The organism is Cryobacterium fucosi (assembly GCF_004403515.1).
GTDB classification, from domain to species: Bacteria; Actinomycetota; Actinomycetes; order Actinomycetales; family Microbacteriaceae; genus Cryobacterium; species Cryobacterium fucosi.
On the sequence record NZ_SOHH01000053.1, the window covers coordinates 26,117 to 52,080 of the forward strand.

At 67.4% G+C, this 25,964-nt stretch carries 19 protein-coding genes; 1 reads left to right on the forward strand and 18 read right to left on the reverse strand.

Translation table 11 applies throughout. The annotated features are described in order from the left end of the window. Positions 1-32 precede the first annotated feature (32 nt). Positions 33-899, forward strand: a complete 867-nt coding sequence (locus E3T48_RS05725) for a GNAT family N-acetyltransferase (RefSeq protein WP_198417626.1) — start codon at positions 33-35, stop codon at positions 897-899. 63 nt (positions 900-962) lie between these two features. On the opposite strand, the gene E3T48_RS05730 is transcribed toward E3T48_RS05725, so the two are convergent. From E3T48_RS05730 to pip, 18 genes are all read right to left on the reverse strand, one after another. Next, the gene (locus E3T48_RS05730) at positions 963-2,360 is read right to left on the reverse strand and encodes a DUF4082 domain-containing protein (RefSeq protein WP_134522865.1); all 1,398 of its coding nucleotides are present in this window, start codon (positions 2,358-2,360) and stop codon (positions 963-965) included. Between the two features lie 277 nt (positions 2,361-2,637). Next, positions 2,638-4,326: an asparagine synthetase B family protein gene (locus E3T48_RS05735; protein ID WP_134522866.1), complete on the reverse strand. Its 1,689-nt coding sequence runs from the start codon at positions 4,324-4,326 to the stop codon at positions 2,638-2,640. 70 nt (positions 4,327-4,396) lie between these two features. Continuing rightward, complete coding sequence (locus E3T48_RS05740) at positions 4,397-4,654, reverse strand: acyl carrier protein (protein ID WP_134522867.1); 258 nt, start codon at positions 4,652-4,654, stop codon at positions 4,397-4,399. A 28-nt stretch (positions 4,655-4,682) separates the two neighbouring features. Further along, positions 4,683-5,909: a pyridoxal-dependent decarboxylase, exosortase A system-associated gene (locus E3T48_RS05745; RefSeq protein ID WP_134522868.1), complete on the reverse strand. Its 1,227-nt coding sequence runs from the start codon at positions 5,907-5,909 to the stop codon at positions 4,683-4,685. Continuing rightward, positions 5,906-7,471, reverse strand: coding sequence for an acyl-CoA ligase (AMP-forming), exosortase A system-associated (locus tag E3T48_RS05750; protein ID WP_134522869.1), 1,566 nt, complete (start codon positions 7,469-7,471; stop codon positions 5,906-5,908). Before E3T48_RS05750 ends, E3T48_RS05745 begins: the two co-directional genes overlap by 4 nt. Next, entirely contained in the window at positions 7,471-8,835 is a 1,365-nt protein-coding gene (locus E3T48_RS05755) for a glycosyltransferase family 4 protein (protein WP_134522870.1), read from the reverse strand. Before E3T48_RS05755 ends, E3T48_RS05750 begins: the two co-directional genes overlap by 1 nt. Further along, entirely contained in the window at positions 8,832-10,043 is a 1,212-nt protein-coding gene (locus tag E3T48_RS05760; RefSeq protein ID WP_134522871.1) for a rhamnosyltransferase WsaF family glycosyltransferase, read from the reverse strand. Before E3T48_RS05760 ends, E3T48_RS05755 begins: the two co-directional genes overlap by 4 nt. Beyond that, the gene (locus tag E3T48_RS05765; protein WP_166789651.1) at positions 10,040-11,440 is read right to left on the reverse strand and encodes a glycosyltransferase family 4 protein; all 1,401 of its coding nucleotides are present in this window, start codon (positions 11,438-11,440) and stop codon (positions 10,040-10,042) included. Before E3T48_RS05765 ends, E3T48_RS05760 begins: the two co-directional genes overlap by 4 nt. Positions 11,441-11,478: 38 nt before the next feature. Beyond that, positions 11,479-13,065: a lipopolysaccharide biosynthesis protein gene (locus E3T48_RS05770; RefSeq protein WP_134522873.1), complete on the reverse strand. Its 1,587-nt coding sequence runs from the start codon at positions 13,063-13,065 to the stop codon at positions 11,479-11,481. Then, the gene (locus E3T48_RS05775) at positions 13,055-14,296 is read right to left on the reverse strand and encodes a glycosyltransferase family protein (RefSeq protein ID WP_134522874.1); all 1,242 of its coding nucleotides are present in this window, start codon (positions 14,294-14,296) and stop codon (positions 13,055-13,057) included. Before E3T48_RS05775 ends, E3T48_RS05770 begins: the two co-directional genes overlap by 11 nt. Next, entirely contained in the window at positions 14,293-15,414 is a 1,122-nt protein-coding gene (locus tag E3T48_RS05780; protein ID WP_134522875.1) for a DegT/DnrJ/EryC1/StrS family aminotransferase, read from the reverse strand. Before E3T48_RS05780 ends, E3T48_RS05775 begins: the two co-directional genes overlap by 4 nt. Continuing rightward, entirely contained in the window at positions 15,411-16,052 is a 642-nt protein-coding gene (locus E3T48_RS05785) for a NeuD/PglB/VioB family sugar acetyltransferase (RefSeq protein WP_134522876.1), read from the reverse strand. The genes E3T48_RS05780 and E3T48_RS05785 overlap by 4 nt, the downstream gene beginning before the upstream one ends. Continuing rightward, positions 16,045-17,196 (reverse strand): DegT/DnrJ/EryC1/StrS family aminotransferase, encoded by a 1,152-nt coding sequence (locus E3T48_RS05790; RefSeq protein ID WP_134522877.1) that lies wholly within the window; start codon positions 17,194-17,196, stop codon positions 16,045-16,047. The genes E3T48_RS05785 and E3T48_RS05790 overlap by 8 nt, the downstream gene beginning before the upstream one ends. Beyond that, a complete protein-coding gene (locus E3T48_RS05795; RefSeq protein ID WP_134522878.1) occupies positions 17,193-18,188 on the reverse strand; it encodes an NAD-dependent epimerase/dehydratase family protein in 996 nt (331 codons plus the stop codon). Before E3T48_RS05795 ends, E3T48_RS05790 begins: the two co-directional genes overlap by 4 nt. Next, positions 18,188-19,249 carry a Gfo/Idh/MocA family protein gene (locus tag E3T48_RS05800; protein ID WP_134522879.1) on the reverse strand — a complete coding sequence of 354 codons (1,062 nt, stop codon included), beginning with the start codon at positions 19,247-19,249 and terminating at the stop codon, positions 18,188-18,190. The genes E3T48_RS05795 and E3T48_RS05800 overlap by 1 nt, the downstream gene beginning before the upstream one ends. Positions 19,250-19,321: 72 nt before the next feature. After that, on the reverse strand, positions 19,322-23,728 hold the full coding sequence (locus tag E3T48_RS05805; protein ID WP_134522880.1) for a DUF4082 domain-containing protein: 4,407 nt from the start codon (positions 23,726-23,728) through the stop codon (positions 19,322-19,324). Positions 23,729-24,086: 358 nt separating this feature from the next. Beyond that, complete coding sequence (gene ypfJ, locus E3T48_RS05810) at positions 24,087-24,971, reverse strand: KPN_02809 family neutral zinc metallopeptidase (RefSeq protein WP_134522881.1); 885 nt, start codon at positions 24,969-24,971, stop codon at positions 24,087-24,089. A 9-nt stretch (positions 24,972-24,980) separates the two neighbouring features. Next, complete coding sequence (gene pip / locus E3T48_RS05815; protein ID WP_134522882.1) at positions 24,981-25,937, reverse strand: prolyl aminopeptidase; 957 nt, start codon at positions 25,935-25,937, stop codon at positions 24,981-24,983. Positions 25,938-25,964 lie beyond the last annotated feature (27 nt).

Genomic DNA, 25,964 nt, shown 5'->3' on the forward strand with positions numbered 1-25,964 from the left:
GAAAACGCCGGTTGTGCCGTACTATGCGGCACATGGACCGCGAGAAGATCGACGTTCGACCGATCATGGTCCGCGACGCCGATGCCGTCTCCGAATTCCTCCACGATCACCTGAACTCGAGGGTCAGTCCTGCGGCGTGGGGCGCCATCCTTGCTCCCCCGTGGGGTGCCGAGCCGCCCAATCACGGATTCCAACTCATCGTGGATGACAGGATCGTGGGAGCCTATGTCGCGGTCTACTCCGAACGCGACGTCGACGGCGAACGGCGAAGGTTTTGCAACCTCGCGGCGTTCTGTGTGCTCGAGGACTACCGCGCCCACAGCCTTCGCCTGATGCGAGCGATCCTCGCACAGCGGGGATTCGAATTCACCGACTTTTCGCCGAGCGGAAACGTTGTGGCGCTGAATGAGAGGCTCGGCTTCGCCGTGCTCGATACCGCCACCCGGTTGGCGCCGAACCTGCCTCGTTTCCCGCGACGCGGTCTCACGGTAACGGACGATCCGATCATTGTCGCGGGCGCCCTGACCGGACAGGATGCACGCGTGTACCGTGACCACCGGGACGCCCCCGCGGCTCGCCACATCGTCGCGATCGCGCAGGAAGAGTATGCCTATCTCATTGTCCGCAAGGACCGCCGGAAGCGGCTTCCGTTCTTCTCAACACCGCTGTACGTCGGAGGAAGCCGCGAGCTGCTCCGATCGGCGTGGCCGCAGGTCGGCTCCCACCTCCTGTTTCGACACGCGGCACTGGCGACGCTGGCCGAACGTCGGGTGCTCGGGTTCGTCCCCACCCTCGGTTTCGACCTCACCGCACCTCGGGCGAAGATGCTCCGCAGCAGGAATGTGCGAGCGGAGGCAGTCGACTACCTCTACAGCGAGCTGACTCTGCTCGAGTGGTAGGGCACTGACGCTCCAAAAAAAAGGGGCGGGTGACCGATCGGCTGATCGGCCACACGCCCGCTCTCAGTTGGCCGCTTGGACGAGAGTTCCGTCGTCGTAGCTGTTATTGGTCCACACATTGCCCGGTGCGCTGGAGTCGAACGAAGTGATCGGCCCGTAGAAGCCGCACTTGCCGGAGTCCCCGCGCTGCCAGACATTGTTCGTGAACCGGATGTCCCTGGTTCCGCCGGAGAACGGCTTGTCCGGCGTCGAACCGCCATAGCTGCAATAGCCGCCCGATCCACCGATGAACAGGTTCCGGTCGATCGTGTTGTTCTTCACGACGGCGAAGTCACCGTAACCGGTCAATGCTGCCGAGCACCCGGCATCCGGGGCCACATCGGGCGCGTCACACGCGATGGTGTTGCCGCGGATCACAGAGCCTGATCCCATTCGAACTCCGGATTCGTGCGCAACGCCCGTGGCGTCACGGAATTGGCCGTGAACATAGGAATCGACGAGCGCGCAGTCAAGGTAACAATTCACGGATCGATTCCCGCCGGTCACCTCAACCCGGGTGGCCGTGAACCGGGCATCACCGATTCCGGTCCCCATCTGGGCTCCGATGACGACCTCACTGTCGCTGATCGCGAAAGACCCGGTGCCTGAGTCACTGGTTCCAACGGTCCCATTGATGACAGAACGAGTGATCACCACACCCGGCGCGTCGATCTGCAGTGTGCAGCTCACCCGCTTGGCATCGATGACGGTCCCCGCGGCTGTGATCCGGCAAGGCCCCGCATAGTCCGAGAGAACAGTCCCGGCCGGCACACCGGTCGTCGCCGCCGACCCGAATCCGGTGGCCGGCGGCGGCGTCGGTGTCGGAGTGGGCGTCGGTGTCGGAGTGGGCGTCGGAGTGGGCGTCGGTGTCGGAGTGGGCGTCGGTGTCGGTGTCGGCGCGGGAGCGACGCCTGGTGAGAAGACCAGATCAACCCAGTACGAACTGTTGCGGTAGGAATCGGTCGGGAACTGCGTCGTCGACCCATACTTGTAGACGCCGGATCCAGCCGCGATTCTCAGGTCGGGTGACTGCGATTTCCCGGTGAAGTCATACGTGGCCGCATACCGCCCCTCCGCTGCGTAGTACGAGACGACATAGGTCTCGCCAGACGTCAACGCAACCTTCCGGTCGAAATCAGCGGTCTGCCAACCCGACTCCGTCTCGCTCGTGAAGGTGGCGCCGGCAAGCTTCTTTCCTTGCGCCGTCCAGAGGGTTCCGTTGTGGGTCCCCGGTGCCGTGGAAATCTTCCAGAAGCGCATCCCGGTGGCGGTGCCGTCCGCACGAACGCTGAACCGCGTGCCGACCTCGACCCCGTTGACGTCCGAGTGGGGCACCAGGCGAGTCGGGGCCGAGCTGCCCATCATCGTACTGCCGGCCGCAGCCGCCGGGCTCGTGGCCCACGGCCCGGTCGACACGATCATGGCGAGCACAATCGCGAACGCGGCCGCGACACTGCCGACACGGAGGGCGATCCTGGATTTGGATGTGGAACTGGTTGCACTATGAAGTGCCTGGGGGGAGTTCAATACGCGTCCTGACTCGTCTGAAATTCGAGTTGTCGCCTACTCGATGGTCGTCGAGCGGCACAAGTTTACCCCCATCGGGGAGGGGCGCCCCCCGTGGGGAGAGCATGTCTGCCCCAATTAGAACTGAGGATTTCTAACGAGTCAAGCCGAGCGCGAGGGCCTCATCACCGCACTACGGTGCGGTCGTTTCGTTGCATGGGCCCAGACTCGCCACGATGAGGTTCGTCAGAAAGGCGACCGAACTGGGTCGCGGTGCGATCCGCCCACCCAGCATGTCACCGATCCAGTCCGGTCGGATGAAGGTCGTCAGCTCCGTCGCCGACAGGAGTTCCGGATGCGCGCGCCAGTGTCCCACGACCTTTTCTGCGAGCTGGAAACCCCCAGCTGGAGGTCGGTTTCCGTGCCGAATGCGTTGGCCGACCTTTCGAGTCAGGCGACGGCCCGTGGCCAGGGCGCCGGCTGCCGATCGCCACGGATTCGGGTAGGCCGTGGCGATCGGTGCCGCGCGTCCCTCCAGAGGAATTCTGCCCAGCTCGGGGTCGAGTGCCATCTGCAATCTGGCGAGGAACAGGGAGTGCGCTTTGTCCTTCGGAGACAGCCTCGAGGCAATGCTGAGAAACTGCTGGCAAAGCATCGGGTTGATGACCATCCGCTGGGCGCCGACCGCCGTGTCGGTGACCCCCGCCCATCGCTGCATGCGGTGCCGCAGGTAGAGCTCGTCCGTGGCCCGGAACCATTCGTCACCGGCTGCCGACAGGGCAGAGGCCACCTCGTCATCGGCCGTCGCGCGAGCCCACGCAGAGAACTCCGGGTCGAGCAGGCCCGGCTCGACGGCTTCGTTCACGAACATCCGCCACGCCGCGAGCTGATGTGAGTCCTTCCGCGTGAATGTCCGCTCGCGCACGCCGCCGGTGTAGTAGAAGCCACGGGCAATCTCTCCGCCGAGTCCCGAGATCCGCACACCCTGATCGAAGCTGCCCTCCGCGACGGTGAGGGCGGCGAGGGCGATCGGATCTGACATCCCATCCAGGCGCATAGCGGCCGCCCTGACGAGGTCCCACCCGTCCACGGCGCTCAGGCCGTCGAGAGCGGCGAGGCCGCGCACGTCGTGGCGCATTCCGTAGCGCTCGGCGAGCTGCCTGGCAACGGTGACGTCCCCGCTGCCGGGCACACCCAGCGTCATCGCGCGGAGCCCGCGACGTCGGGCGACCGGGATGGCGCTGAGGAGAAGGCGGGAATCCTGCCCGCCGGTGAGTTGCAGGACCGCCTCGGGGTGGTCGTCCAGGAGCGCCTCCAACGAACCACGCAGCATCTCGGCTGCCGCGGACACGGCCTCCTCCAGCGGGATCCCGGCCTCGCCCGCCCGTTCCGTCGCGCTCACTCGCACGCCATCCGCGTCGAGTCGGGCGATCGCGCCGGGAGCGAGTTTCTCCACACCTCTGAACACCGTGCGCTGGCCGAGCTGCCACCCGAGCAGAGACTGGACGGCGACCGCAGTGTGGTCCAGTTCGGCACCGCGGATCCACCCCGCGAACAGCGCCGACGTGGAGAGCACCGGCGCGCCGGCGGCATCCGGGGCGCTGTGATAGAGCTGTCGGAATCCCATCGAGTCGGCGACCATGGTCACCCCCTGCTCATCGCCGCGTACGGCGGCGAAGGGCGGGAGCAGTCGTGTCAGACGCGCCGGATTGTGGCGCATGTCTTCGGCGATCTCTGCGGGCGACACCTCTCCGCGTTCGGTCCTCATGACGCGGGACAGCGCGAGGGTCTGAGTAGACGGGTTCAGCGCGCCCAGGCCCCACGAGGACAGTTTCGCCGGACCGCTCACCCTGGTCGTGACTTCCTCGTGAGGCCCGAGCATCCCATCGAGCATCGAATCGTCGCGGTCTACCGCGATGAAACCCGGAAGGGCGCCGTGCGGCCCCTTCCGGCTAGGCTGCGGCGAGTTTCGCATCGACGAACCCGGCAAGGGTGCCCACCGTCTCGAAGATCTCGGCGCCGAACTCGTCATCGTCCACGGTGATGTCGAAGCGATCTTCGATGGATGCCACGAGACTCACCACGCCGAACGAGTCCAGTTCCGGCAGCGCGCCGAACAACGCGGTGTCCTCCTGCAGATCGTCCGGGCGTTGGCGCAGCTCAAGGGTTTCGATCAGCACGGCGCGAAGGGCGTTCAATGTGTCGGTCATGGTTGCTCCTGGTTGGGACGAGGACTGTTCAGACAAGGACTTCCGCCGGTGCGGGATGTCCGAGGAAAGCGGTTGGGCTGGCGGTCAGGCCGTACGCCCCCGCCTGGAAGATCACGATGAGGTCGTCGATGTCCGCCCGGGGCAGCTCGACATCATTCGCGAGCAGGTCGAGCGGGGTGCACAGGCATCCCACGACGGTGACGACCTCTACGGAGGCGAGCTCGGCGCGGTTTCCGACGGCGACGGGATAGTTGCGGCGGATGGCCTGGCCGAAGTTCCCCGAGGCGGCGAGCTGGTGATGCATGCCCCCGTCGACGACGAGGAAGGTCTTGCCGCGCGACACCTTGCGGTCGAGTACCCGGGTGACGTATATCCCGCACTCCCCGACGAGGTATCGACCGAGCTCGATGACCGGGCTTGCCTCTGGCATCCGCTCCGCGATCGGCCCGTCGACCAGCTCATGGAGATTCGCAGCGACCGCCGCCAGGTCGAGCGCCTGGTCCTTCTCGACATACGGGATGCCGAACCCGCCACCCAGATTGATGTAGCGCAGCGGTGAGGGCAGGTGCTCCGCGAGGCCGCTCACCAGGTCGACTGTGCGCCGCTGCGCCTCGGCGATGATCGCCGCGTTCAGGTTCTGCGAGCCGGCGAACACGTGAAAGCCGAGCACGTTCGCTCCCGCCGTTGCGTATTCGCGCAGAACCGCGGGAACCTGCTCCGCATCGATGCCGAACTGCTGGGGTCCGCCGCCCATCCGCATCCCCGACCCCTTCACGGCGAAGTCGGGGTTCACTCGCACGGCGACGTTCGGCGTGAGCCCGAGTTCGTCGCCGGCGGCGAGCACGCGGCGGAATTCGGTGGTGGACTCGATCTCGACCAGGATGCCTGCTGCGACCGCCCGCCGGATCTCGGCCGGAGTCTTGCCCGGCCCGGCGAAGCTGACCTTGTCAGCGCTGATCGTGGTGTCGAGTGCGGTGTGCAGTTCCAACCCCGATGCGATGTCGATCCGGTCGAGCCTGCGTGCCAGATGTTGCACGATGGCGGGCATGGGATTGGCCTTCATCGCGAAGCTGAGCTCCACCCCTGCGGGGAGCACAGAGCGCAGCCGGTCGACCCGCTGGTCGAGCAGCGCCCGGTCGTAGGCGAAGAACGGCGTCGACCCGACGCGTGCGGCGAGCCTGCTGAGCGGCATCCCGCCGACCCGGAGTTCGCCGTCCACGGTGCCGAAACCGGCCACGTGCTCGTGCGGATTCATCCGGACACCTCCGACACGAGGAGGGTGCGATCGTACTTGCCGTTGGGTGACCGGGGCAGCTCGTCGCGAACGTCGATGCGGGACGGGACCATGTAGAGCGGCAGGATCTGCCTGAGTGCGGCGGCAAGCGCGTCGACGTCGAGTTCAGGAGCCGTCGGCGTGACCACCAGCACGATTCGCTGGCCGAGCGCCGGGTCCTCCTCGCCGAGGGCGACGGTCTCGCGCACGAGGCCGGTGCTGTAGGCGGCCTCCTCGATCTCGCTCGGGCTCACCCGGTAGCCCGAGGTCTTGATCATGTCGTCTGTTCTGCCCACGAAATACAGGAACCCCTCCTGGTCGGCCACCACCGTGTCCCCCGACCAGACGGCTTTCTCTGGGGCGCGCCACGGTTGCTCGGGGTGATGCACGAGGCGATAGCGTTCGGCGGTGCGGATCGGGTCATTCCAGTAGCCGAGCGCGACGAGAGCGCCGCGGTGCACGAGCTCGCCTTCCTCGCCGGGCGCGCACGGCGAACCGTCCGGACGGAGCACGAGGATCTCGGCGTTGGGGATGGCCTTGCCGATCGAGTCAGGACGTCGGTCGATTTCCGACGGATCGAGATAGGTCGAGCGGAACGCCTCCGTGAGGCCGTACATGAGGTAGGGATCGGCCTCCGTGAAGATCCCCCGGAGGCGATCCAGGGTCGGACGCGGCATCCTGCCCCCCGTGTTCGCCCAGTACCGGAGGCGGCGGGCCGCCGCTTCCGGCCATCTCACCTCAGCCAGTTGCAGCCAGAGCGGAGGCACGCAGGTGAGGCCCGTGACGCCATACTGCTCGCACAGTTTCGCCACCTCACGTGGCAGGAGATAGTTCATCAGGACGCAGTGGGCGCCGACCGAGAACGCCGTCGTCACCTGGCTCAGGCCGGCGTCGAAGCTGAGCGGCAGCACGCTGAGGATGACGTCGCCGCCGGTGTTCGCCAGGTAGGTGCTCACGCTCTCGGCGCCGACGATCAGGTTGCGGTGGCTCAACACGACGCCTTTGGGTTTGCCCGTGCTGCCGGAGGTGTAGAGGATCGCAGCCGGATCGATGTCAATCGCCGGCGACCGGCCCGGTTCTCCCGCCGCCGCCTGTCCGTCGGCCCAGCTGCGCACCTGCCAGGCCGCGGCGGGATCCTGCACCGCCTCGCCGACGACGATCACTTGCGCGACCAGGCTGTCCGGCAGGACCGAACGGAGCTGGGTGAGCCTGTCCGCCGAGGTGATCAGCACTACCGCGCCGCTGTCGCCGAGGATGTGGCGAACCTGTGCCGCCTTGAGCACATGGTTGATCGGGACGAAGACGCCCCCGGCTACGGAGACGGCGAAAATCGACGCGACGGTTTCGAGGCGCTTCTCGAGATAGATCGCCACACGGTCGCCACGGTGCAGCCCCACGGCGAGCAGTTGCGCCGCACAGGCGCGGGACATCCGCCAGGCGTCGGCGTAGCTGACGGTGGTATTGCGGTAGCTCAACGCCGGGGCATCCGGGGTTGCGGCGGCCGCCTGGCTGAGCAGGTGATGGAGGTTCGTCCTCGCCGGCATCAGCGTGCGCTCCGCTCGGCTCGCGCGCTGCGTTCGAGGAGATAGCGGCCGAATTCCTCGGCATCATCGAGGTCGACATAGCGCCGGCCTTCCGGGTCGGTGTCGGCGCACGTTTCGTCATCGATGGCGGGAACAGGCGCCGCGGGCCGCGAGAGCCCGGACAGCTCGTCGAACACCGACACATACGCCTCGGCCTGCGGGCGCCAGTCCATCAGCGTCGCCACTCGTGTGCGGGCCCTCCTGCCGAGCTCCGCGCGCAGCGGCGGGTCGTCGATCAGCGTCTCGACGGCATCGGCGAACGCGGTGATGTCGCCGGACGGGACGTAGAGCAGGGTGTCTCCTCCTGAGACGCGGGTCTCGACCAGGTCGAAGGACACCGCGGGCAGCCCGTACGCCATGTATTCCATGGTTTTGTTCATTGTCGACAGGTCGTTCAGTGGTGTCTTCAGGTCCGGGCACAGGCCGATGTCGGCTCGGCTGAGGTGCTCTGCGATGGCCACCTTGTCCACCCGTCCGGTGAAGGTCACGTGGTTGTCCAGTCCCAGCGCGGCCGATTGCGCCCTGAGCGCCTCCAGGCAGTCGCCGAAGCCGAGGAGTGTGGCGGTCACGTTGGCACGCCCGCGGCGATGCACGAGTTCGTCGACGACGAGCAGCACCTGGTCGACCCCGTCCTGGGGGCCCATGATCCCGAGGTAAACCAGGTTGATCTGCTCGGCGGGACGCGCTCGATCAGGGTAGATCGGGCGCATTCGACGGGTGTCCGGTCCGCTGCGCACCACCGTCACCTCGTCGGGGCGGCGTCGTCCGCGCCGGACGGCGATCGCTTTGTAGGACTCGTTCGTCGATATGACCCGGTGCGCGGTGCGGAATGTGGCGCGTTCGAGCCAGAGCAGGCCGCGGTACTCAAGGCCGTTCAAACCGCCGCGGGGTTCACCGAACCGGGAGATGAACAGCTCGGGGTTCAGGTCGTGGTGGTCGAACACGAACGTAACTCCGAAGGGACGCCACAACAGCGCCAGCAGCCAGTAGGTGTCAGGCGGATTGCACGCCTGAATAATGTCGAACGGCCTGGTGCGACGGACCCGCAGTGACAGCCACGCGGTGCGCGCCCAGCTGTAGGCGAACTCCCAGACGAACCCGAGGGCGCCTTTCGCCTCTCGGGCGGGCGGGTATTTGTAGATGTCCACCCCGTCGATCTGCTGACGCCTGGGGTCGCCCGGCCCCGTGGGGCAGATCACGCTCACGCGGTAGCCCCGCGCGATCAGAGCCTGGCACTCCAGCCACACCCGCCGGTCCAGCGGAACCGGGAGGTTCTGCACGATGATCAGCACGTGCGGCGGCTGAGCGTTGATTCCTGTGTTCATGCGCCGGTCACCTCCTCGATGATGATGCGGACGACGGCATCCTGGGTCGGCGTCCACGACCGTCCGACGACGGATGCGGCGGCAGCCGCGGCGCGCCCGGCGAGGTCGTCGGCGGTCACGGCGGTGCTGAGCGCGTCTGCGAGAGCAGCAGCGCTCGGCTCCGCCCAGCGGACGTGGGGATTGGGCAGCACAAGGCCGGCGAGCGGGTTGTCGTTGACGACCGGGATGTTACCCGCGGCGAGCATCTCCTCGGCGACGAGCGTGATGTTGGTGAAGGACATCGCGAGCCCGGCGATCGTCCGCCCGTACAGCTCGTTCAGCGCGGATGTCGACAGGCGACCGTGGAAGGTGATGGGGATACTGAGTCCACGCGGCGGCGCCCCGTAAACGTGGATCTCCTGATCGGGGTGCCTCCGGTGGAACACCATGAGCGTGAGGCAGGCGAGCTGGTAGCCGCGGCGCGGGGTCTCCGGCCGGCAATAGAACACGATTCCGCTGCGCACTGTCCCCACGGCGGGCAAGTGATAGACGGCCGAGTCGCAGCCGAACGGTACGACATCACTGGCGAGCCCGGTCTGCTCGCGGATCATCCCGTCGAGCATCTCGCCCAGCGCGATGCGCCGGAACGGAAGTCGGTAGGTCATCGCGGCGAACTCGTGCTCGGCACCCTGCCCGTAGAAGAACGGTTCATAGTCTTGAATGAAGTAGAGCCGACGCATCGGCGAGTGCGCGTACTTGACGATGACATGAGCGGACTCCCACGATGTCGCGACGACCGCATCGATATCCGCAATCCCGGCACGCGCATCCCGGATCTCCGCGGCCATCCCCGGCCAGTTCTCCCGGATGACCGATGTCAGGCGCGCGACGTCGAGACCGTGCTTGTCGTACAGGAACAGCACGCAACCGTGTCCCGCTGCTTCGAGCGCCTCGACGATCCGGAAGAGCGTGGTGTGGCCGCCGGATCCAGCCGCCGGCGGTGTGGTCACCCAGCCGATGCGGAGCGGTCGGCCGCGCTCGGGACGCATTGAGGGCACGGGGAGCTCGGCAGGGACTTCGACGAGGAGGTCCTCCAGGTCGAGGTTGAACAGGAGGTCTGCCGCGCCCGTGCTGCGGTAGGCATGCTGCGCGATGCGCTGCCCGATCCCGGACGAGCCAACGGCCAGGGCTCGACGCGTCTTCCCCAACAGATCTGCTCTTCGGCTCATATCGTGACCACCCCTCCGATGTCTTCCCCCGAGAGCAGGCCTGGCCGGGTCGAACCGGCGGAACTGCTGCGTGCCGCGTGCCGCAGCACGCCGGCGTGCGCATCGATCATGGCAGCAACGCCGTCGGATGCGTCCTGCGGTGCGAGTGGCTCATCGCGTTCGCGATGTACCGTGTCCACGATGCACCGGATGGCGTCCCCGAGTTCGGACGAGTTCCGCTGGCTGATCGCTCTCCACCGTGCGCGTTCAACGCCGGCGTCGGTCACCCCGCTCGCGTCGCCGGACGCGTTGGCAATGAGAACCGAACGAGCAGGATCGCGCGCGACAAGCTCACGGGCCCCGCCGACATCGCTCAGGATGAGCGGCAGCCCCGCGGCCAACGCCTCCGTCGCGGCAACAGGCCACCCCTCGAAGAACGAGTTCAGCACGAAGGCGTCGGCGGCGGCGAGTAGCGACCTGGCGTCCGAGCTGTCGAGCAGGTGTACCCGATCGGCGCCGAAACTGCGGCGTCGGATCGCGTCGGATCGCCGAAACTCGACCCAGTCGGATGGTTCGCCCGCGATCACAAGCTGCGCCGGCACACCCGTGGCCACGCTGGTCAGAAACGATGCCACCGTTCCGGCGATGTTCTTCTGTGCGTCGTACCGCGCAAGGCACACGAAGACGACGTCATCGTGAAAGCGGGCGCCGACGGCTCGCTCGAGGAGGTCTCGCGCGACACGACGCTGCTGCGTGTCGGGCGCACGCCGTCCCGGTGCGGCGTTGGGGATCACCGCGATCCGTGCGCGGAGAACGTCCGGCAGGTGAGCCGCATGGAATGTGCGCACAAGTTCGCTGACGGCGACCGCAGAGGGCGACTGGCTGAGCACCTGCGAGAGCCTGCGCCAACGGGCACGGGAGTAGTGGATCTCAGTGTTGTGCAACACGGGCACGAGCGGCGCCCCGCTCTCCTGGGCGGCGGCTTCGATGAAGGCCGGCGCGCCGTGGAGCTGGATGACATCCGGGCGGAGCTCGGCGAACGCGCGCCGAGCCGACGCGCGGTCGGGGACGGAGCGCACGTCGATGCCCAGGTCGCGGATGCGTTGTGCGCGCGCCCCGTCGCCGAAGCACACAACCGCCGGCGTGACCCCCCGCGCGGGCAGCCAGGTGGCGAGCAACTCCACGACTGAACCGATACCGCCGATGTCCAGTGCGCTCACCGCCAGGACGCAGGTGAGCTGTCCGTCCCGCGTGATCTGCACCGCCGACGCCGATCCCGGGTCGGCATCGAGTGCGCGCAAGGCCGGTAGCGGCTTGCGCAGGAGGACTCGTGTGATTCGGTGGACATACCCGTATCGAAGACGGGGCGGCAGCATCCCGGTCGCCCCGGTGACGACGCCGAACACCCGCGCGCTCACGCGCCCGCCCACTCGAGTGGCCAGCCTGCTCGCGGCGGTCATGACTGCTCTCGCATCCGCGCGAGAAAGGGAAGACGAGAGCCGATCCCGAACCTGCTCACGATCCTGAGCGCTTCACGGATGGCAGGCCGGGCCATGAGCAGTGTGATTCCGACGTGCACCGTGAGCATCATGAGCACGATCAGAACGAGCGCAAGCCAGGGGGGAAGCGGCGCGGTCCAGAGCCTGCCGCCCCACCCAGCCGCTCCCATGCATCCGATGACGGTGACCAGATATACGAACGGCCCTGCGATCACGCGCGGCGTCGTGTGGAGAGCACGTGCGACGAGGAACCAGCGGACGATTGTCGCGGCGGTCGCGACGCAAAGAAATCCGACGGCGACGGCGACGAGTCCAAAACGCACCGTGAACACGGTGGTGGCGAATGTCAGGACGTCGATGACCAGGGCGTACACGAACCATGCGCCAGGTCTGCCCAGTCCATAAAACAAGCCATGATCAAGCCATGCACCGACCGATAGCGTACCGGCGAGGGCGAGGACCTGCGCAACCTGATAGCTCTGCTCCCACCCGTTGCCGAAGACGATGGGGATCATGAGCGGCGCCGCGACGGCGACGATGGTGAGCGGCAGCGACAGTGCGGCGTAGGTGACTGTGAGCGCCCGCCCATACGCACCGCGCAATCGCGCAGCCGAGTCACGGATCTTGGCGAAGGCGACGTTCGTGACGGGTACGATCGCGCTCCCCGTCAGGTCCTGCACGATCTGCACGAGGCGCTGCGCGATGCTCATGTATCCGAGTGCAGTCAGGCCGAGGGTCGCCGAGATGACGGCAGCCTCACCCCACGCACGGAGCATCGCAACGAATTCAACACCCAGCACTTGTCCGCCGAAGCGCGCCATCCGCACGAAGTCCACTCGAGAGAACGCCCAGGTCGGATGCCAGGTGACCGTCCACCACGCCAGCGCGGTCGAGAGGACGGCGGCCACGAGCGACTGTGCAACGAGGGCCCAGACGCCGAGGCCGGAGAATGCCATGATGATCGCGGCGATCTGGGCGACCATGGCGGCCGTGGCGCCCTGTGCCGCGATCGTCGCAAAGCGCATGTCGCGGCGCAGCAGAGCCGTCGGGACGGAGCCGATCGCGGTGACGACGACCCAGAGCGAAAGCACCTGCAGGACGGGTATTACGCCGGATGCCGCGAAGATCGCGCCGAGCAGCGGTGAAAGGACGAACAGGCATCCGCAGAGCAGGATCCCCGCCGTCATCGAAAACCAGAACGCGGTGCTCAGCATTCGCCGGTCGGTCTTCTCCACCTGAACGATGTACGCCGCGAATCCGAGATCGGCGAGCAGGTAGAAGAACGGCAGGACCGTCGAGGCTGCCGCCACGGTGCCGAAATCCGCGGGCGTGAGCAGTCGGGTGAGCACCGCGATCGTCACGAAGCTGAGCACTCGGATCGCCCACTTCTGAACCGTCAACCAGACGACTCCCTCGGCAGCGCTGCGGCCGACGTCGATCGTGGGCAGTGGGTCAATCGACGGCTCGACGCTCCGCACAACGTCGATCTCGGGTACGTCGGTGAAGAGTTCGGGGCGGGTGTCCCCCTTCCGCTCACCATCCATCACGCACCCCCTCCGGGGTCGGCGCGAGACGGAGCGCGTGTCGAGCGATGCGGGCGACCTTCGCGGAGAGCGTTCGACCTTCGAGCGGGAGATCGGCGAGCCAGTCCCGGCTCGTGTACTCGCCCTGCACGGTCCGGTAGAAGTCGACAAGTCTGTCGGCCATCGCGGTGAGGGCAAACCGCTCCTCGGCGAAAGCCCGGCCGAAAATCCCGAGTTCGGCGCGCCGTTCGGCGTCAGCGAGAAGGGGGGCGATCGTCGCAGCAAGCCGCGCCGCCGGGTCCGGTACCACGTCAGGGCTCCAGAAACTGGATCGCGCGAGGGTCTCGGCGGAGGACGGTTCGAACAGCAACGACCAGCCGGCCTCGCCTTGCACGACAAGCGGTTTCGCGAATGCCAGGGACCGTGCGGCCGAGCCCCCCATCCCGAGTACGATGTCGGCCGCAGCGTATGCGGGTCGCGGGTCGGCCATCGGCCCGATCAGCCGGACGGCGTCCCTGCCAACCTCGTCATTGACGGCATCCGCTCTGGACTGGGTCGCCGCCACGTTGTCGCCTGTCCCGACGATCGCGAGGGTCGCCCCAGCCGGGGCGAGCACGCGCATCGCGTCGATGGCTGCGCGGGCGGGGACGGACTTCATGCTTGCGTCGAGTCGGCTCACGATGACCAGGAGCGGGCCGTCACCGATGTGATTCGCACTGCGAAACTGCACGCGGTCGTGCGCAGCCGGGTGATTCTCGATCAAATCGACAGGCGGACTGATGAGGATGGTGCGACCCGGACGATCATGCTGTTCATCGCGCTGATAGCCCGTTCCGACGATCATCGGCATGTGCCTGTAGATCTTGGCCGACACGCTCATTTCGTACACTGTCTGCACCCACGGCGTTCGTGCGAACCGGGAGGGTCCCCAGTAGGTGGGTCGCGCACCCCCGCCCCATGATCCGTAGACATGCACGAGATCGACCTGGTGCGCTCGGGCGAAGGCGGCGACCTGGCGCGCGCGGGCGAAGATGGTCGGCGCGGGATCGTACAGACGGATCTCCAGATCACGCGCCGCCGCTATGTCGATCAGTGACGGGCCCTCCGGAATGGTGTCACGTGCGCCCAACAGGATCGACTCGACGCCTCGACCGCGCATCTGGGCAGCGAGATCGACCGCGTTGATCTGTGTTCCGCCCAGCTGAAGGGAGTTCAGATGCACCAGCACCGTGAGCGGCGAATCCTCGGTCATCGCTCGGTTCCGCCCGTGGTCATGGCTGCGGCGAGCGCGGCGCCGACCGCTGCCTGGTGGTCGGCCGTGAGGTGCGGGAACATCGGCAGCGAGAGGATGCGGCCGGCAGCCGCTTCAGCGACAGGGAACTGTCCTCCCTGGTAGCCGAGGCCTGCGTACGCGGCCGTGAGGTGCAACGGCGTCGGGTAGTGGATGGCTGCGCCGATGCCCGCGACGCCGAGCTCCGCGAACACCCGGTCGCGGTCGGCGACCTGCACGACGTAGAGATGCCAGACGTCTTCGTTCCCGGGTCGCGTGGTCGGCACGCGCACGCCGAGCACGTCGGCGAGCATCTCGGCGTACCGGGCGGCGGCGACGCGCCGCGCCGCGTTCCACCCGTCAAGGCGGCGCAATTTCGCCCGGAGCACCGCGGCTTGCACGGCGTCGAGACGCGAGTTCACGCCCGCCCGGTCGTGCACGTACTTCACGGAACTGCCGTGGGCACCGAGGTTGCGCACGAAATCCGCGACGAGCGGGTCGTCGGTGAGCACTGCGCCGGCGTCACCGGCTGCTCCGAGGTTCTTGCCAGGGTAGAAGCTCGTCGCGGCCACGCGGCCGAGCGAGCCGGCTCGGCCGACGGTCGATGACGCTCCCTGCGACTGCGCGGCGTCTTCCACGATCGCCAGCCCGTGCCGCTCGGCTATCGTGCCGAGCGTATCCATCGGCGCGGTCTGACCGTAGAGATGAACGGGAACGATCGCCCGGGTGCGCGCGGTGATCGCCGCCTCGACGGCGGCCGGGTCGATGAGCAGGAACTCTTCGTCCACGTCGACGAAGACCGGTACCGCGCCGATGCGCGTCGCGGCCTCGGCCGTCGCGATGAACGTGTTGACGGGGATGATGATCTCGTCGCCGGGGCGGATGCCGACTGCTCGTAGCGCAAGCTCGACGGCGTCGGTGCCGTTCGCCACGCCGACGCAGTGCTCGACGCCGATGTATGCGGCGTACTCCCGCTCGAATGCTGCAACCTCGGGTCCTCCGATGAACGCGGCGGACGTGAACTGCGCTTGCCAGGTGGGGAGCACCTCATCGGCGATCTCCGCCTGTTGGGCGGCAAGATCGAGGAACGGGACCTTCATGCCGGCACCGCTTCAAGGGGACGAGCCGGAACGCCGACCCAGGTTTCTTCGGGCGGTAAATCCTGCGTGAGCACTGCTCCCATCCCCAGCATCGCGCGCCTCCCGACTCGGATTCCCTCTCGCACGCTGGCGTTCATGCCCAGGTACGCGCCCTCCCCGATCCACGCATGACCTCCGAGCGCTACACCTGCGCACAGCGTGGCGAATGACTCGACGAGGTCGTCATGCGTGAGCGTGACGTTCGGCATCACGACCACGTGCCGGCCGAGTTCCACGTTCGTGGTCAGCACGACGCCTGCGAGCAGGATGCTGCCCGCCCCCACGGCGCAATCCACCGGCACCACCACACTGGGGTCGATCACGCTGATGTAGGCATCCTTGGTGCGGCCGTTCTCTGCGAGTCGGGCCGCGATCGCAGCCCGCACGACCCCGCGTCCCGCGCAGATCAACAGACTCGCCCGCGGGTACTCGGTCACCTGGCCTATTCCGCCTAGGATCGGCAGCCCGTCGAGGTTCTTGCCCCACATGGTCGCGTCGTCGTCGAGGAAGCCGATCGCGGTGTGCTCGCCCGAGCGCCGCAGCACCGACAGCGCCTCCCTGGCCAGGCCGCTCGCCGCAACCAGCAGTACGTCAACCATGTCTGACCACCGTGATCGGGGTGAGCAACGCGGCGATCACGATGGCCTGTTGTGCCGCTTCCAGCTGGTGATACAGCGGCAGGATCAGCGTGGTGCTGGTGAGGTGCTCGGACACCGGCAGCGGGACGCGCAGCGACGGGCTTCCGGCGTACGCCGGCTGCAGGTGCGCGGACATTATGCCGCGGCGAGCCGAGACTCCGGCTTCGGCCAGTTGCAGCAGCAGCGCCTCCCGGTCGACCGGGTATTCCTCGCCGACCTCGACCCAGTAGGACTGGTAGTTCGTGGTGCCCCAGCGGGGGTCGCTCACCGGGCGCAGCCCGTCGATCCCGGCCAGTGCCGCGGTGTACCGGTCGGCGATCTCACGCCGTTTGCGCACCATCTCCGGCAGACGACCCAGTTGCACGATCCCAACGGCCGCCTGCATGTCGGTCATCCGATAGTTGAATCCGATCTCCAGATACTCCTCGGCCGGCGCGAGCACGCTCGCCTGCCGGTCACTCGCCGACACGCTCATGGCGTGTTCCCGCAGTCGTCCGGCACGCTCCGCCCACTCCGCATTCGAGGTCGTCAGCATGCCGCCCTCCCCCGTGGTCAACAGCTTGCGCGGATGGAAGGACCACGCGGCGAGCACGGCGCCCGCCCCAACGGGGCGGGCACCGTAGGTGGATCCGGCACCACACGCGGCGTCTTCGATCACCACGATGCCCAGCGGATCGCACACGGCTCGAATCGAGTCGAGGTCCACCGGAACGCCGCCTTGATCAACGACGATCACAGCGCGCGTGCGCTCGGTGACGGCGGCTGCCACGCCGTCTGCCGTGACGCAACCGGTGACGGGGTCGACGTCGATGAAGATCGGTCGCGCGCCGACGTACGTCGGCGCGTTCGCCGTGGCAATAAAAGAGAATGACGGAACGATCACCTCGTCGCCGACCGCGACTCCCGCAACAATCAGCGCCAGGTGCAGTGCGGTTGTGCAATTCGAGGTCGCGACGGCGTGCTCGGCCTGCATCGCCGATGCGAACTCGCGCTCGAACTGGGCCACCTTCGGCCCCTGGGCCACCCACCCTGACATGATCACCTCGCTGAGCGCGAGTATCTCCTCCGAGCCCATCCACGGCTTCATCACATTGATGCGGCTCATGATGCCACGCTCACGCGCCCGGCAGCGATCTCGTCGCGCTGCGGCTGCCACCAGTCGACGAGCTGCCGCAAGCCCTCGTGCAATCCGACCCGCGCCTCAAAGCCCAGCTCCTCGCGTGCGGCGCCAGTGTCGGCCAGGCGTCGCACCACTCCGTTCACCTCACGGTCCGGCCCATGCTCAACCGAAAGGTCGGAGCCCATCACTGCCAACAGCGCCTCGGCCAGCCCCAGAAGGGAGGTCTCGGTTCCGCTGGCCACGTTGTAGACGCCCTCCGTTTGATCGCTTGCGGCAGCCAGAAGGTTCGCCCTGGCAATGTCCGTGGTGAAGATGAAGTCCATGGTCTGCAGTCCGTCGCCGAAGATGAGCGGCGGCTTCCCATCGGCTATGCGCTCCATCCAGCGCACCAGCACCTCGGTATAGAGGCCGTGCACATCCATGCGCGGCCCGTACACGTTGAAGTAGCGAAGGGCCACGTAGTCAAGCCCGTTCATCGCGCGGAAGCTGCGCAGCATGCCCTCATTGAACGACTTGGCGGCACCGTAGAACGTGTCGTTGTTGTGGTGGTGGTGGACCTCGGAGGTGGGGAACGACTCGGCAAGGCCGTAGACGGATGCGCTCGATGCGGCAACCAGCTTGCCGACCCTGCTCGCCACGGCGGCCTCGATCACGTTGAATGTCCCGTCGGCGAGCACCTCGAGGGCCAGCCGCGGATCCTCGGCGCACTGGGTGATCCTGATCGCGGCCTGATGGAAGACGATGTCCATCCCACGTGTCACGGCGCCCACGACATCCCGATCCCGGATGTCGCCCCTGACGAGTTCCACCCGCCCGGTCTCGAAGGCATCGGCGAGATTCGCCTCGCGCCCCCGCACGAGGTTGTCGAGGACCGTCACCTGCGCGACCCCGGCGCCGAGAAGCTGGTCGACGATCGTCGATCCGATCGTTCCCGCGCCGCCGGTCACCAGAACCCGTGCCCCACTCAGCATCGTCATCAGAACTCCCCGACCGGCACGCGATCTACGCTCATCATCACCGCGGCCCCGTTGGCCGCCAGACTCACGCTCGCCGCTTCCAGGACGGACAGTACACGCAGCCCCGCCTCGCCGTCGGTGCGCGGCGGACGCCCCTCGCGGATGCTCTCCGCGAACTCGACCGCCATGGCCCCCAGGGCCTCCCGTTCCGGCAATGCGGGCGACCAGGTGTCGCCGAGCCGATACGAGATCGTGGCCGCCTTTCGCTCGGCACCGTCGAGTGCCTGCAGTTCCAAATCGACGCCGCGGTCATAGACGCTGAGTCGCTGCTGCGGGTTGAGGTCGTCCCAGACCAGGGTTCGCCTGGTTCCTCCGACGATCATCTGGCGGATCTTCGTCGGACTCAACCAGTTGACGTGCACGTGGGCGATTGCTCCGTTGGGCAGCGGCAGAACGAGATAGCCGATGCAGGACTTCCCGGAACCCAGGGGATCCGCACCGTTGGCCGAGACGCTGAGCGGTCGGAGCCCCCCGGGGAGGATGAAGTCGACGATGGACAGGTCGTGGGGCGCGAGATCCCAGAAAACGTCGACGTCGGGTTGAATGAGGCCGAGATTGATACGCACCGAGTCGATGAACAGGATCTCACCGAGGGCACCCTCCGCGATCAGCTCTCGAATCTTCAGGACCGCCGGCGTGTAGCAATAGGTGTGGTCTGTCATCAGGACCAGGCCGCGTTCCGCAGCCGCGCGAACCATGTCGCGTCCGCGTATCCCGGTGTCCGCGAGAGGCTTCTCGACCATCACATGTTTGCCGGCGTTCAGGGCGGCACGGGTGATGCCGTGATGGCTCCGCGCGGGCGTCGCAATAGCGACGGCGTCGACGTCTTCGGAAGACAGGAGGTCATTGAGTGAGCTGACCGCGCGGACGCCACCGACCGAGTCGGCCAGCTTCTGGGCGCGAACCTGGTCGATGTCGCAGATCGCCACCAGGTCCCAGTCCGTGCTGTTCCGGAAGTTCCGTGCGAGGTTGGGACCCCAGTAGCCCGCTCCGATGACGGCGATCCTCAGCTTGGCGTCCATCCTTGCCCCCCAATCGGATTGTGTGGTTCCGGTGCTGTCGGTAGGTACGTCGAGCGCTCAGGACGGGATTGTCTACGGGGTGGGCACGAAGCGCACGTCAACCCAGTAGTTGTGGCCGACGACCTGGGCCGGGAACCCGGTCGAGTAGCTGTAGGCGCCACCGTTTGCGATCGTGGAGAGCGAACCGTTCGTGACCGACGCGGCAAGTCCGCTGAGGTCGATCGCATAGGTCCCGGATGTCGCGTAGTAACTCGCCCGGTACTCCACCCCGGCCTGGATGGGGACCGGAGTCGCAAAGGAGAGGTCCTGCCATCCGCTCGCGGTCGCCGAGGCGAAGGTGCCCGTTGCCAGCACCGCCCCCGTTGCGGACCACAATGTACCCTGGTGGGCGCCCGTGTCGGTCGGGCCTCTGAAGTAGCGGATGCCGGTGATGGTTCCGGTTGTCGACGCCATGAACCGCACGCCCAACTGAACCGACGTGGGGTCAGCCCAGGACAGTTGTGCCGGCGTACTCGTCGAGGAGAAGATCGACACCCCGGGGAGAGGTGGCGGCGGCGGGGGAGGCGGAGTCACCGCGTACACCAGATCGACGAAGTAGTTGGTGGCGTTCCAGGAGTAGCTGGGGAACCCGCCGGCAGCGCCGTACAGGTACCGGCCGTTTCCGCTCGCCGGCGCCGTGAGCGGACCGCTGGTCTTGGCCTGGCTGAAGTACGCCGGGGTGGAGGAATATCGTCCCTGCGGAGCCAGATAGGACACGATGTAGCTCTGGCCGGCGGACAGGGCGAGCGGGGTGCTGAGCTGCGCGGTCTGCCATCCGCTGGCCGTTTCATTGGCGAAGGTCACGGTCGCCAATCGCACGCCCGCCGACGACCATACCGACCCGGTGTGAGTGCCATTGTTGCCGGCCCCCTTGAAGAACCGGATCGCGGACACCGTGCCGGCCTGCGACGGAGTGAAGGAGACACCCAGTTCCACGGCGGAGGTGTCGCCGGTGGCAGAGAGCGAGGTGGGTATGTCGCTGCCGAACAGACTGTACGAGGTGGTTTGTCCTGCCGCCGCAGCGATAGTGAATGACCAGGCCTGGTTGGCGAGCGTGACCCCCAGGGTCGAGACCACGTTGCTCAGGCTGACGTTCACCGTCGCTCCGTTCGGGAGTGCCTGGGTCGGGGTGAGCGTGATCGTCGTGCCGTCACCGGACAGGGCGGTCGATCCCGCTATCGGCGCACCGGCGCTCGTCGCGGTCAGGGAATACCCGGGCTTGACCGCAGTGGAAAGCTGGGCGGCGATCACCGTACCCGGTGCCACGTCCAGCGCTCCGGCGGCCGGCGTCAGGCTGACTACCGTGATCGGGTCAGGGGTGCGATTGAAGATGACGTCGACGAGGTAGCTGGTCGAGGACCGCGAGGACGGGAAGGCATCCGCGTAGACGTACGAACCGGTATTGGCGCCGGCGCTGAGCGGGCCCTTGGTGATGCCCGACCCGCTGAAGACCCCGGGCGATGCCGAATACGTTCCAAGCGGACTGCGGTAGGAAGCGATGTAGTCGGTGCCCGGTGTGATGGCCACCGGGGTGCCGAAGTTCACGGTCTGCCAACCGGAGGTGGATTCGTTTGCGAACGTTGCCGTTGCCAGCTGGGTTCCTCCGGCGGTCCAGAGCGTCCCGGTGTGAGTGCCGGTGTTGCCCGCGCTCTTGTAGAACCGAACGCCTGAAATCGTGCCGGCGACGGTGCTCGAGAAGCGGACGCCGAGGGTCAGCATGGCGTTGTCGGAAACCTGCAGGAGCGTCGGAACCGTGGCGTCATCGAAGAGGCCGCACGGGCAGATGCCATCGGCCGCAGGTGGGCGCACGGTCGTGAACGCCCAGGCTCCGCCGGATGCCAGTGACAGCCCAGTGGTGTCCTTGGCCTTCAGGGTGACGGAGTAGGTGACGAACCCGTTGAGAGCGGTCGACGGCGCGAAGGTGGCCGTTCGGGTGGCGGCGGCGTAGCTTGTGCTGCCGGCCACGGCTGCGCCCAGCTGATCGACGAGCGTGAAGCTGATCGAAGCCGGGTCGGGGTCCTTGGAGAGCACCGCGCTGATGGTGGTGTTCGTCGGCACGCTGGACGAGCCGGGCAACGGCGCCTGGCCGGTGGCAACCAGCGGTGAGTTGTCGGTGGGGTCGAAGATGGCGTCGACGAAGTAGTTGCCCTGCCGGTAGCTGTCGACGGGGAATGACCCGTTGGTGCTGTACACGCCGGCGGGCGCGGTGCCGAATCCGCCGGCGACGCCGAGTGGAGCACTGGTGACTCCACGGTAGGACCAGTAGTACGTCGCCGCCGCATAGCGGCCCTTCGGCGCCGAGTAGGACACCGTGTAGGTTGTACCGGTGGTCACCCGCACCGCCGACGCGAAGGTCGCCGTCTGCCACCCGGAGGCACTCTCGTTCCCGAAGGTCACCGTTGCCAGGCGCACGCCGGTCGAACTCCACAGGGACCCCGTGTGGGTTCCGGTGTTCGCCAGGCTCTTGTAGAAGCGCACCCCGGTGATGAAACCGTTCTGGGTCGGTGTGAAGCGCAGCCCCAGCTCAACCGCCGACGCATCGCCGGAATCCGGCAGGGAAGGAATCTGGGCTCCGAAGACGGAGTACGGCCCGGTGCTCGTGATCCCGACGATCACCGGAGTGGCCGGCCGGTTCAGGCTGTCGTCAATCGCGCGCACCCGGATGCTCTGCGCGCCGACACCGCGCTGGAGGTAGGTGTACGACCAGGCCGTGGTGCCGGTCGCCGGGTGCCAGCTGACACCGGCGTCGGTCGAGACCTCGACTCCGGCGACGACACCACCGCCGGCATCCGCGGCCGTGCCGGACACGGTCACGGAGGCCCCATTGGGCACGGAGGATCCGGCTGCCGGCGAGGTCACGGTGACCGTGGGCGCCGTCGTGTCCGTGCTCGCGGTCGTCGCGATGAGGCCGCTGGAAAGGGTGGCCGGCTGCGCGCCCATGTCGGCGAGCAGGTTGACCTGCGCCTGCTGCATCCGCAGGTCCGCCGGCGCACCCGCGCCATCGTGGGTCTGGTCGAGCCCCCAGGTCCACTGGATGCTGCCCGCGGAGAACACGAGAGCGCCGCTGTCGGCCCGGTACATCGTCAGGTGGTGCGTCGTTGTGCCCGCGGCGACGGTGTTGCCGAAGTCCTGGAGATATTCGGGCGAGGCGCCCACGGTGGTCGACAGCCTGATCTGGCCGGCGGGCCGGAATCCGTTGTCGAGGTCTTCATTGGATTCGTAGCCGACCGTGTGCGGGGCGAGCGCGGCGGTCGTTCCGGCGGCGAGTGACGTCAGACTGGTGTTGCGCCACAGGCGGGTCTTGCCCTCCGCTGCCGACACGGTCACCGGCAAGTCGGTGAAGTTCGACTGGTAGAGCGTGCCGCTCACGGCGTTCTCCGGGAGGCCGGCCCCGTTGGCCTGGGACGCGAACCGGGGGTCGCGCCAGGTTCCGGTCCACTGCGGCGACGGGTCGATCTTGGCGGAGGACCTGGTTTCCTTGTAGCTGACCAGAGTGCGATAGGCCACGGCGCCGACGGCCGACGGTTCGTATCGGATCCGCCAGTAGGCCTCGTTGCCGGTGAGGAACTGCAGGTTCACCCCGGCATCCCGCGCGGCCTCGATGTTGGCCCGCTGCGCGCCCGACCAATACTCGTCGTGCCCGACCGAGAGGAAGATCTTGTGGTTGAGCAGCGCCGAGCCGAATCGGTCGGTGTCGACGTCACTGAAGTAGGACACGTCGTAGCCGTTCCTCTCCATGAATCGCACCAGCGGGTATTCGGCGCTGAAGTAGAAGTCGCGGGCGGTGACGCCGCCGCGCGTGGCGAACGGGCGGTTGTAGCTGACCTTGTAGGCTCGGCCGACAGCGCCGCCCTGGTACAGGCTTGAGCCGCCGTAGGTGTTGTATGCCTGCCAGGTCGTGTCGGAGGTCTGGAACAGCACGGCGGAGCGGCTGGCCGAATTGCGCACGACGAAGGTGATGTGGCTCTGCCCGCCGGTGTCGGTGCGGGTGAGCAAGGCCACGTAGACTCCGGAAACCGCGTCGGCCGGGACCGGCCACGATGCGGACACCGCCCAGTTGCCGCAGTCGTACAGTCCGGTCGGACCGTCCTCCATGCAGGCGGGCTGGGTCTGGGGCAGCGCAACAGACGGGCTGACGGTGGCGACCTTACGCGCGCCAAGCCCCTGGTACCAGCCGGTCCGATAGATGTCGACCGTGTAGGCGCGCGCCGGGGTGAGCACCTTGAAATCGACCCTCGTGCCGACGTTCACACTGATGTCGGTCGAGAATCCCTGGATCGTCGAATCGCCCGACCCGGCGATGTCCCACACTGTGGGACTGGTGCCGGGCAGCGCGTTCTCGCAGACGATGGGATTGGCGGCAGCGCCGCATCCAATTGCGGCCATCGCCGGCGACGAACCGGGAAAGACCGCGGAGACGAGGACCACGGCCATCATCATTGCGCCAGCGGTGAAGCGACTCCGCCGTTCGGCCGGCGTTCGGGGCGCCAGCATTTCGTGGAAAAAACCACTTTTCAAGGTCGACACACGTGCTCCCAGACATCCCGGGTGGCTGTGGCCGTTCGGGTAACGACCGCCGTTGCTGGACTCCGTCGGGGTAGCTAGGCGAAGTGGATGCCGATCCAGCAGGTGTTCGCGGAAACCGACGGAGGGTAAGTGCCGACGGGGAGGTGAGATCCGCTCACAGAAAAGACAATGCCATAGGTCAGGGATGCCCGCAGACCCCCGTTCGGGGGTGAATCGGGGGCAACAGGCGCGGCGGAGCACGCCGACTCAGCGGCCAACCCTCCGAACGGTCCTAGAGCTCGGCGTCCCCGGGGGCGAAGGTGTCGCAGGCCCCTGCGCCCTGTTCGAAGCCGGTGCCGAACCAGCGCTGGCGCTGCTCACTGGAGCCGTGGGTCCAGCCCTCGGGGTTCACCTGGCCCTGGGTCGCCGCCTGGATGCGGTCGTCCCCGACGGCGGAGGCCGCGCTCAAGGCATCCCGGATCTGAGCCTGGGTGATCGGTTTGAGGAAGGTGACCCCGTTTTCGTCCGTGATCGTGGTGGCCGCGCCGGTCCAGGCGCCGGCGAAACAGTCGGCCTGAAGCTCGACTCGCACCGAGTTGGAGGCGGCCCCGGTCTGGCCGTCCTGCGACTGGGCCAGCACGCCGGTCAGGTTCTGCACGTGGTGCCCCCACTCGTGGGCGATCACGTACATTTCGGCGAGCGGCCCGCCTGAGGAGCCGAACCGGGTGCGCAGGTCGTCGAAGAATGCGGTGTCGAGGTAGATGGTCGCATCCGACGGGCAGTAGAACGGGCCGGTGGCGGCGGATGCGGCGCCACAGCCGGTCCCGGTGCTGTCGGTGAACAGGGCGACCGGCTGCGGCTGCTGGTAGTCGACCCCGAGCCGGGGAAGTTCCTCGGCCCAGTAGGTGTCGAGAGAGGCGGCGGCCCCCTTCATCCGGCATTCCACGTCGGCGTTCGCCTGCGCGCCGGTCGTGCACTCAGCAAGGTTGGAGACGCTTCCCGACTCGGCGGCAGGCTGGCCGCCGCCGGCGAGGCCGGACAGGTCGACGCCGAGAAACTGGGAGAGCAGAAACAGGGCGATCACGCCCAGCCCGCCGCCGCCCACGGCGATCCCCGTGTTCCGGCCCCGCTTGCTGACCCGGCCGCCGCCGATGTTCGCGTTGTCGTTGAACGTCATGAGGAGAAGTTACCCTGCGAAGCGGTCTGTCGCCTCGATGATCGCGTCAAGGTTTCCGGGTTCGTCGAACGAGTGGCCGGCGTCCGGGATCAGGCGGAAGTCCGCCTCCGGCCAGGCCTGGTGCAGCTCCCACGCGGTGAAGGCCGGGGTGCACATGTCGTACCGGCCCTGCACGATGACGCCCGGGATGTCTTTCAGCCGGTCGGCGTCGCGAATCAGCTGGTTCGGCTCGAACCAGCCCCGGTTGGTGAAGTAGTGGTTCTCGATCCGGGCGAACGCGACGGCGAAGGACGGTTCCGTGAACCGGGCGATCGTCTCGGGCTGCTGGAGCAGGGTGATCGTGGACGATTCCCAGGTTGACCAGGCGACTCCGGCGCGTTCCCGCGCGGCCTGGTCCGGGTCGTGCAGTAGCCGGCCGTAGGCCTCGATCAGGCGTCCCCGCTTGTCGACCGGCACTGGCGCGATGAAGTCCTCCCAGAGGTCAGGGTAGATCGCGGCGGCGCCGCCCTCGTAAAACCAGTCGAGTTCGACCGGTCGCAGGGTGAAGATTCCGCGCAGCACGAGCTCGGTGACCCGGTCGGGGTGGGTCTCGGCGTAGGCGAGGGCGAGGGCGCTGCCCCACGAGCCGCCGCAGACCAGCCATCGGTCGATGCCGAGGTGTTCACGCAGTTTCTCGATGTCGGCGACGAGGTGCCAGGTGGTGTTCGTGGCGAGGTCGGCATCCGCTTCGCTCGCATGCGGCGTGCTCCGGCCGCAGCCGCGCTGGTCGAACAGCACGATGCGGTACTTCTCGGGGTCGAACACCCGCCGCTGCTTCGGGCTCGAGCCGCCGCCCGGCCCCCCGTGCAGGTACACCGCCGGCTTGCCTTCCGGGTTGCCGGATGCCTCCCAGTAGACGGCCTGTCCGTCACCGACCTCGAGCATTCCGGTTTCGTAGGGTTCGATCTCTGGGTAGAAGGTGCGCATTCCCCGAGCCTATTGGCCGCACCGGGT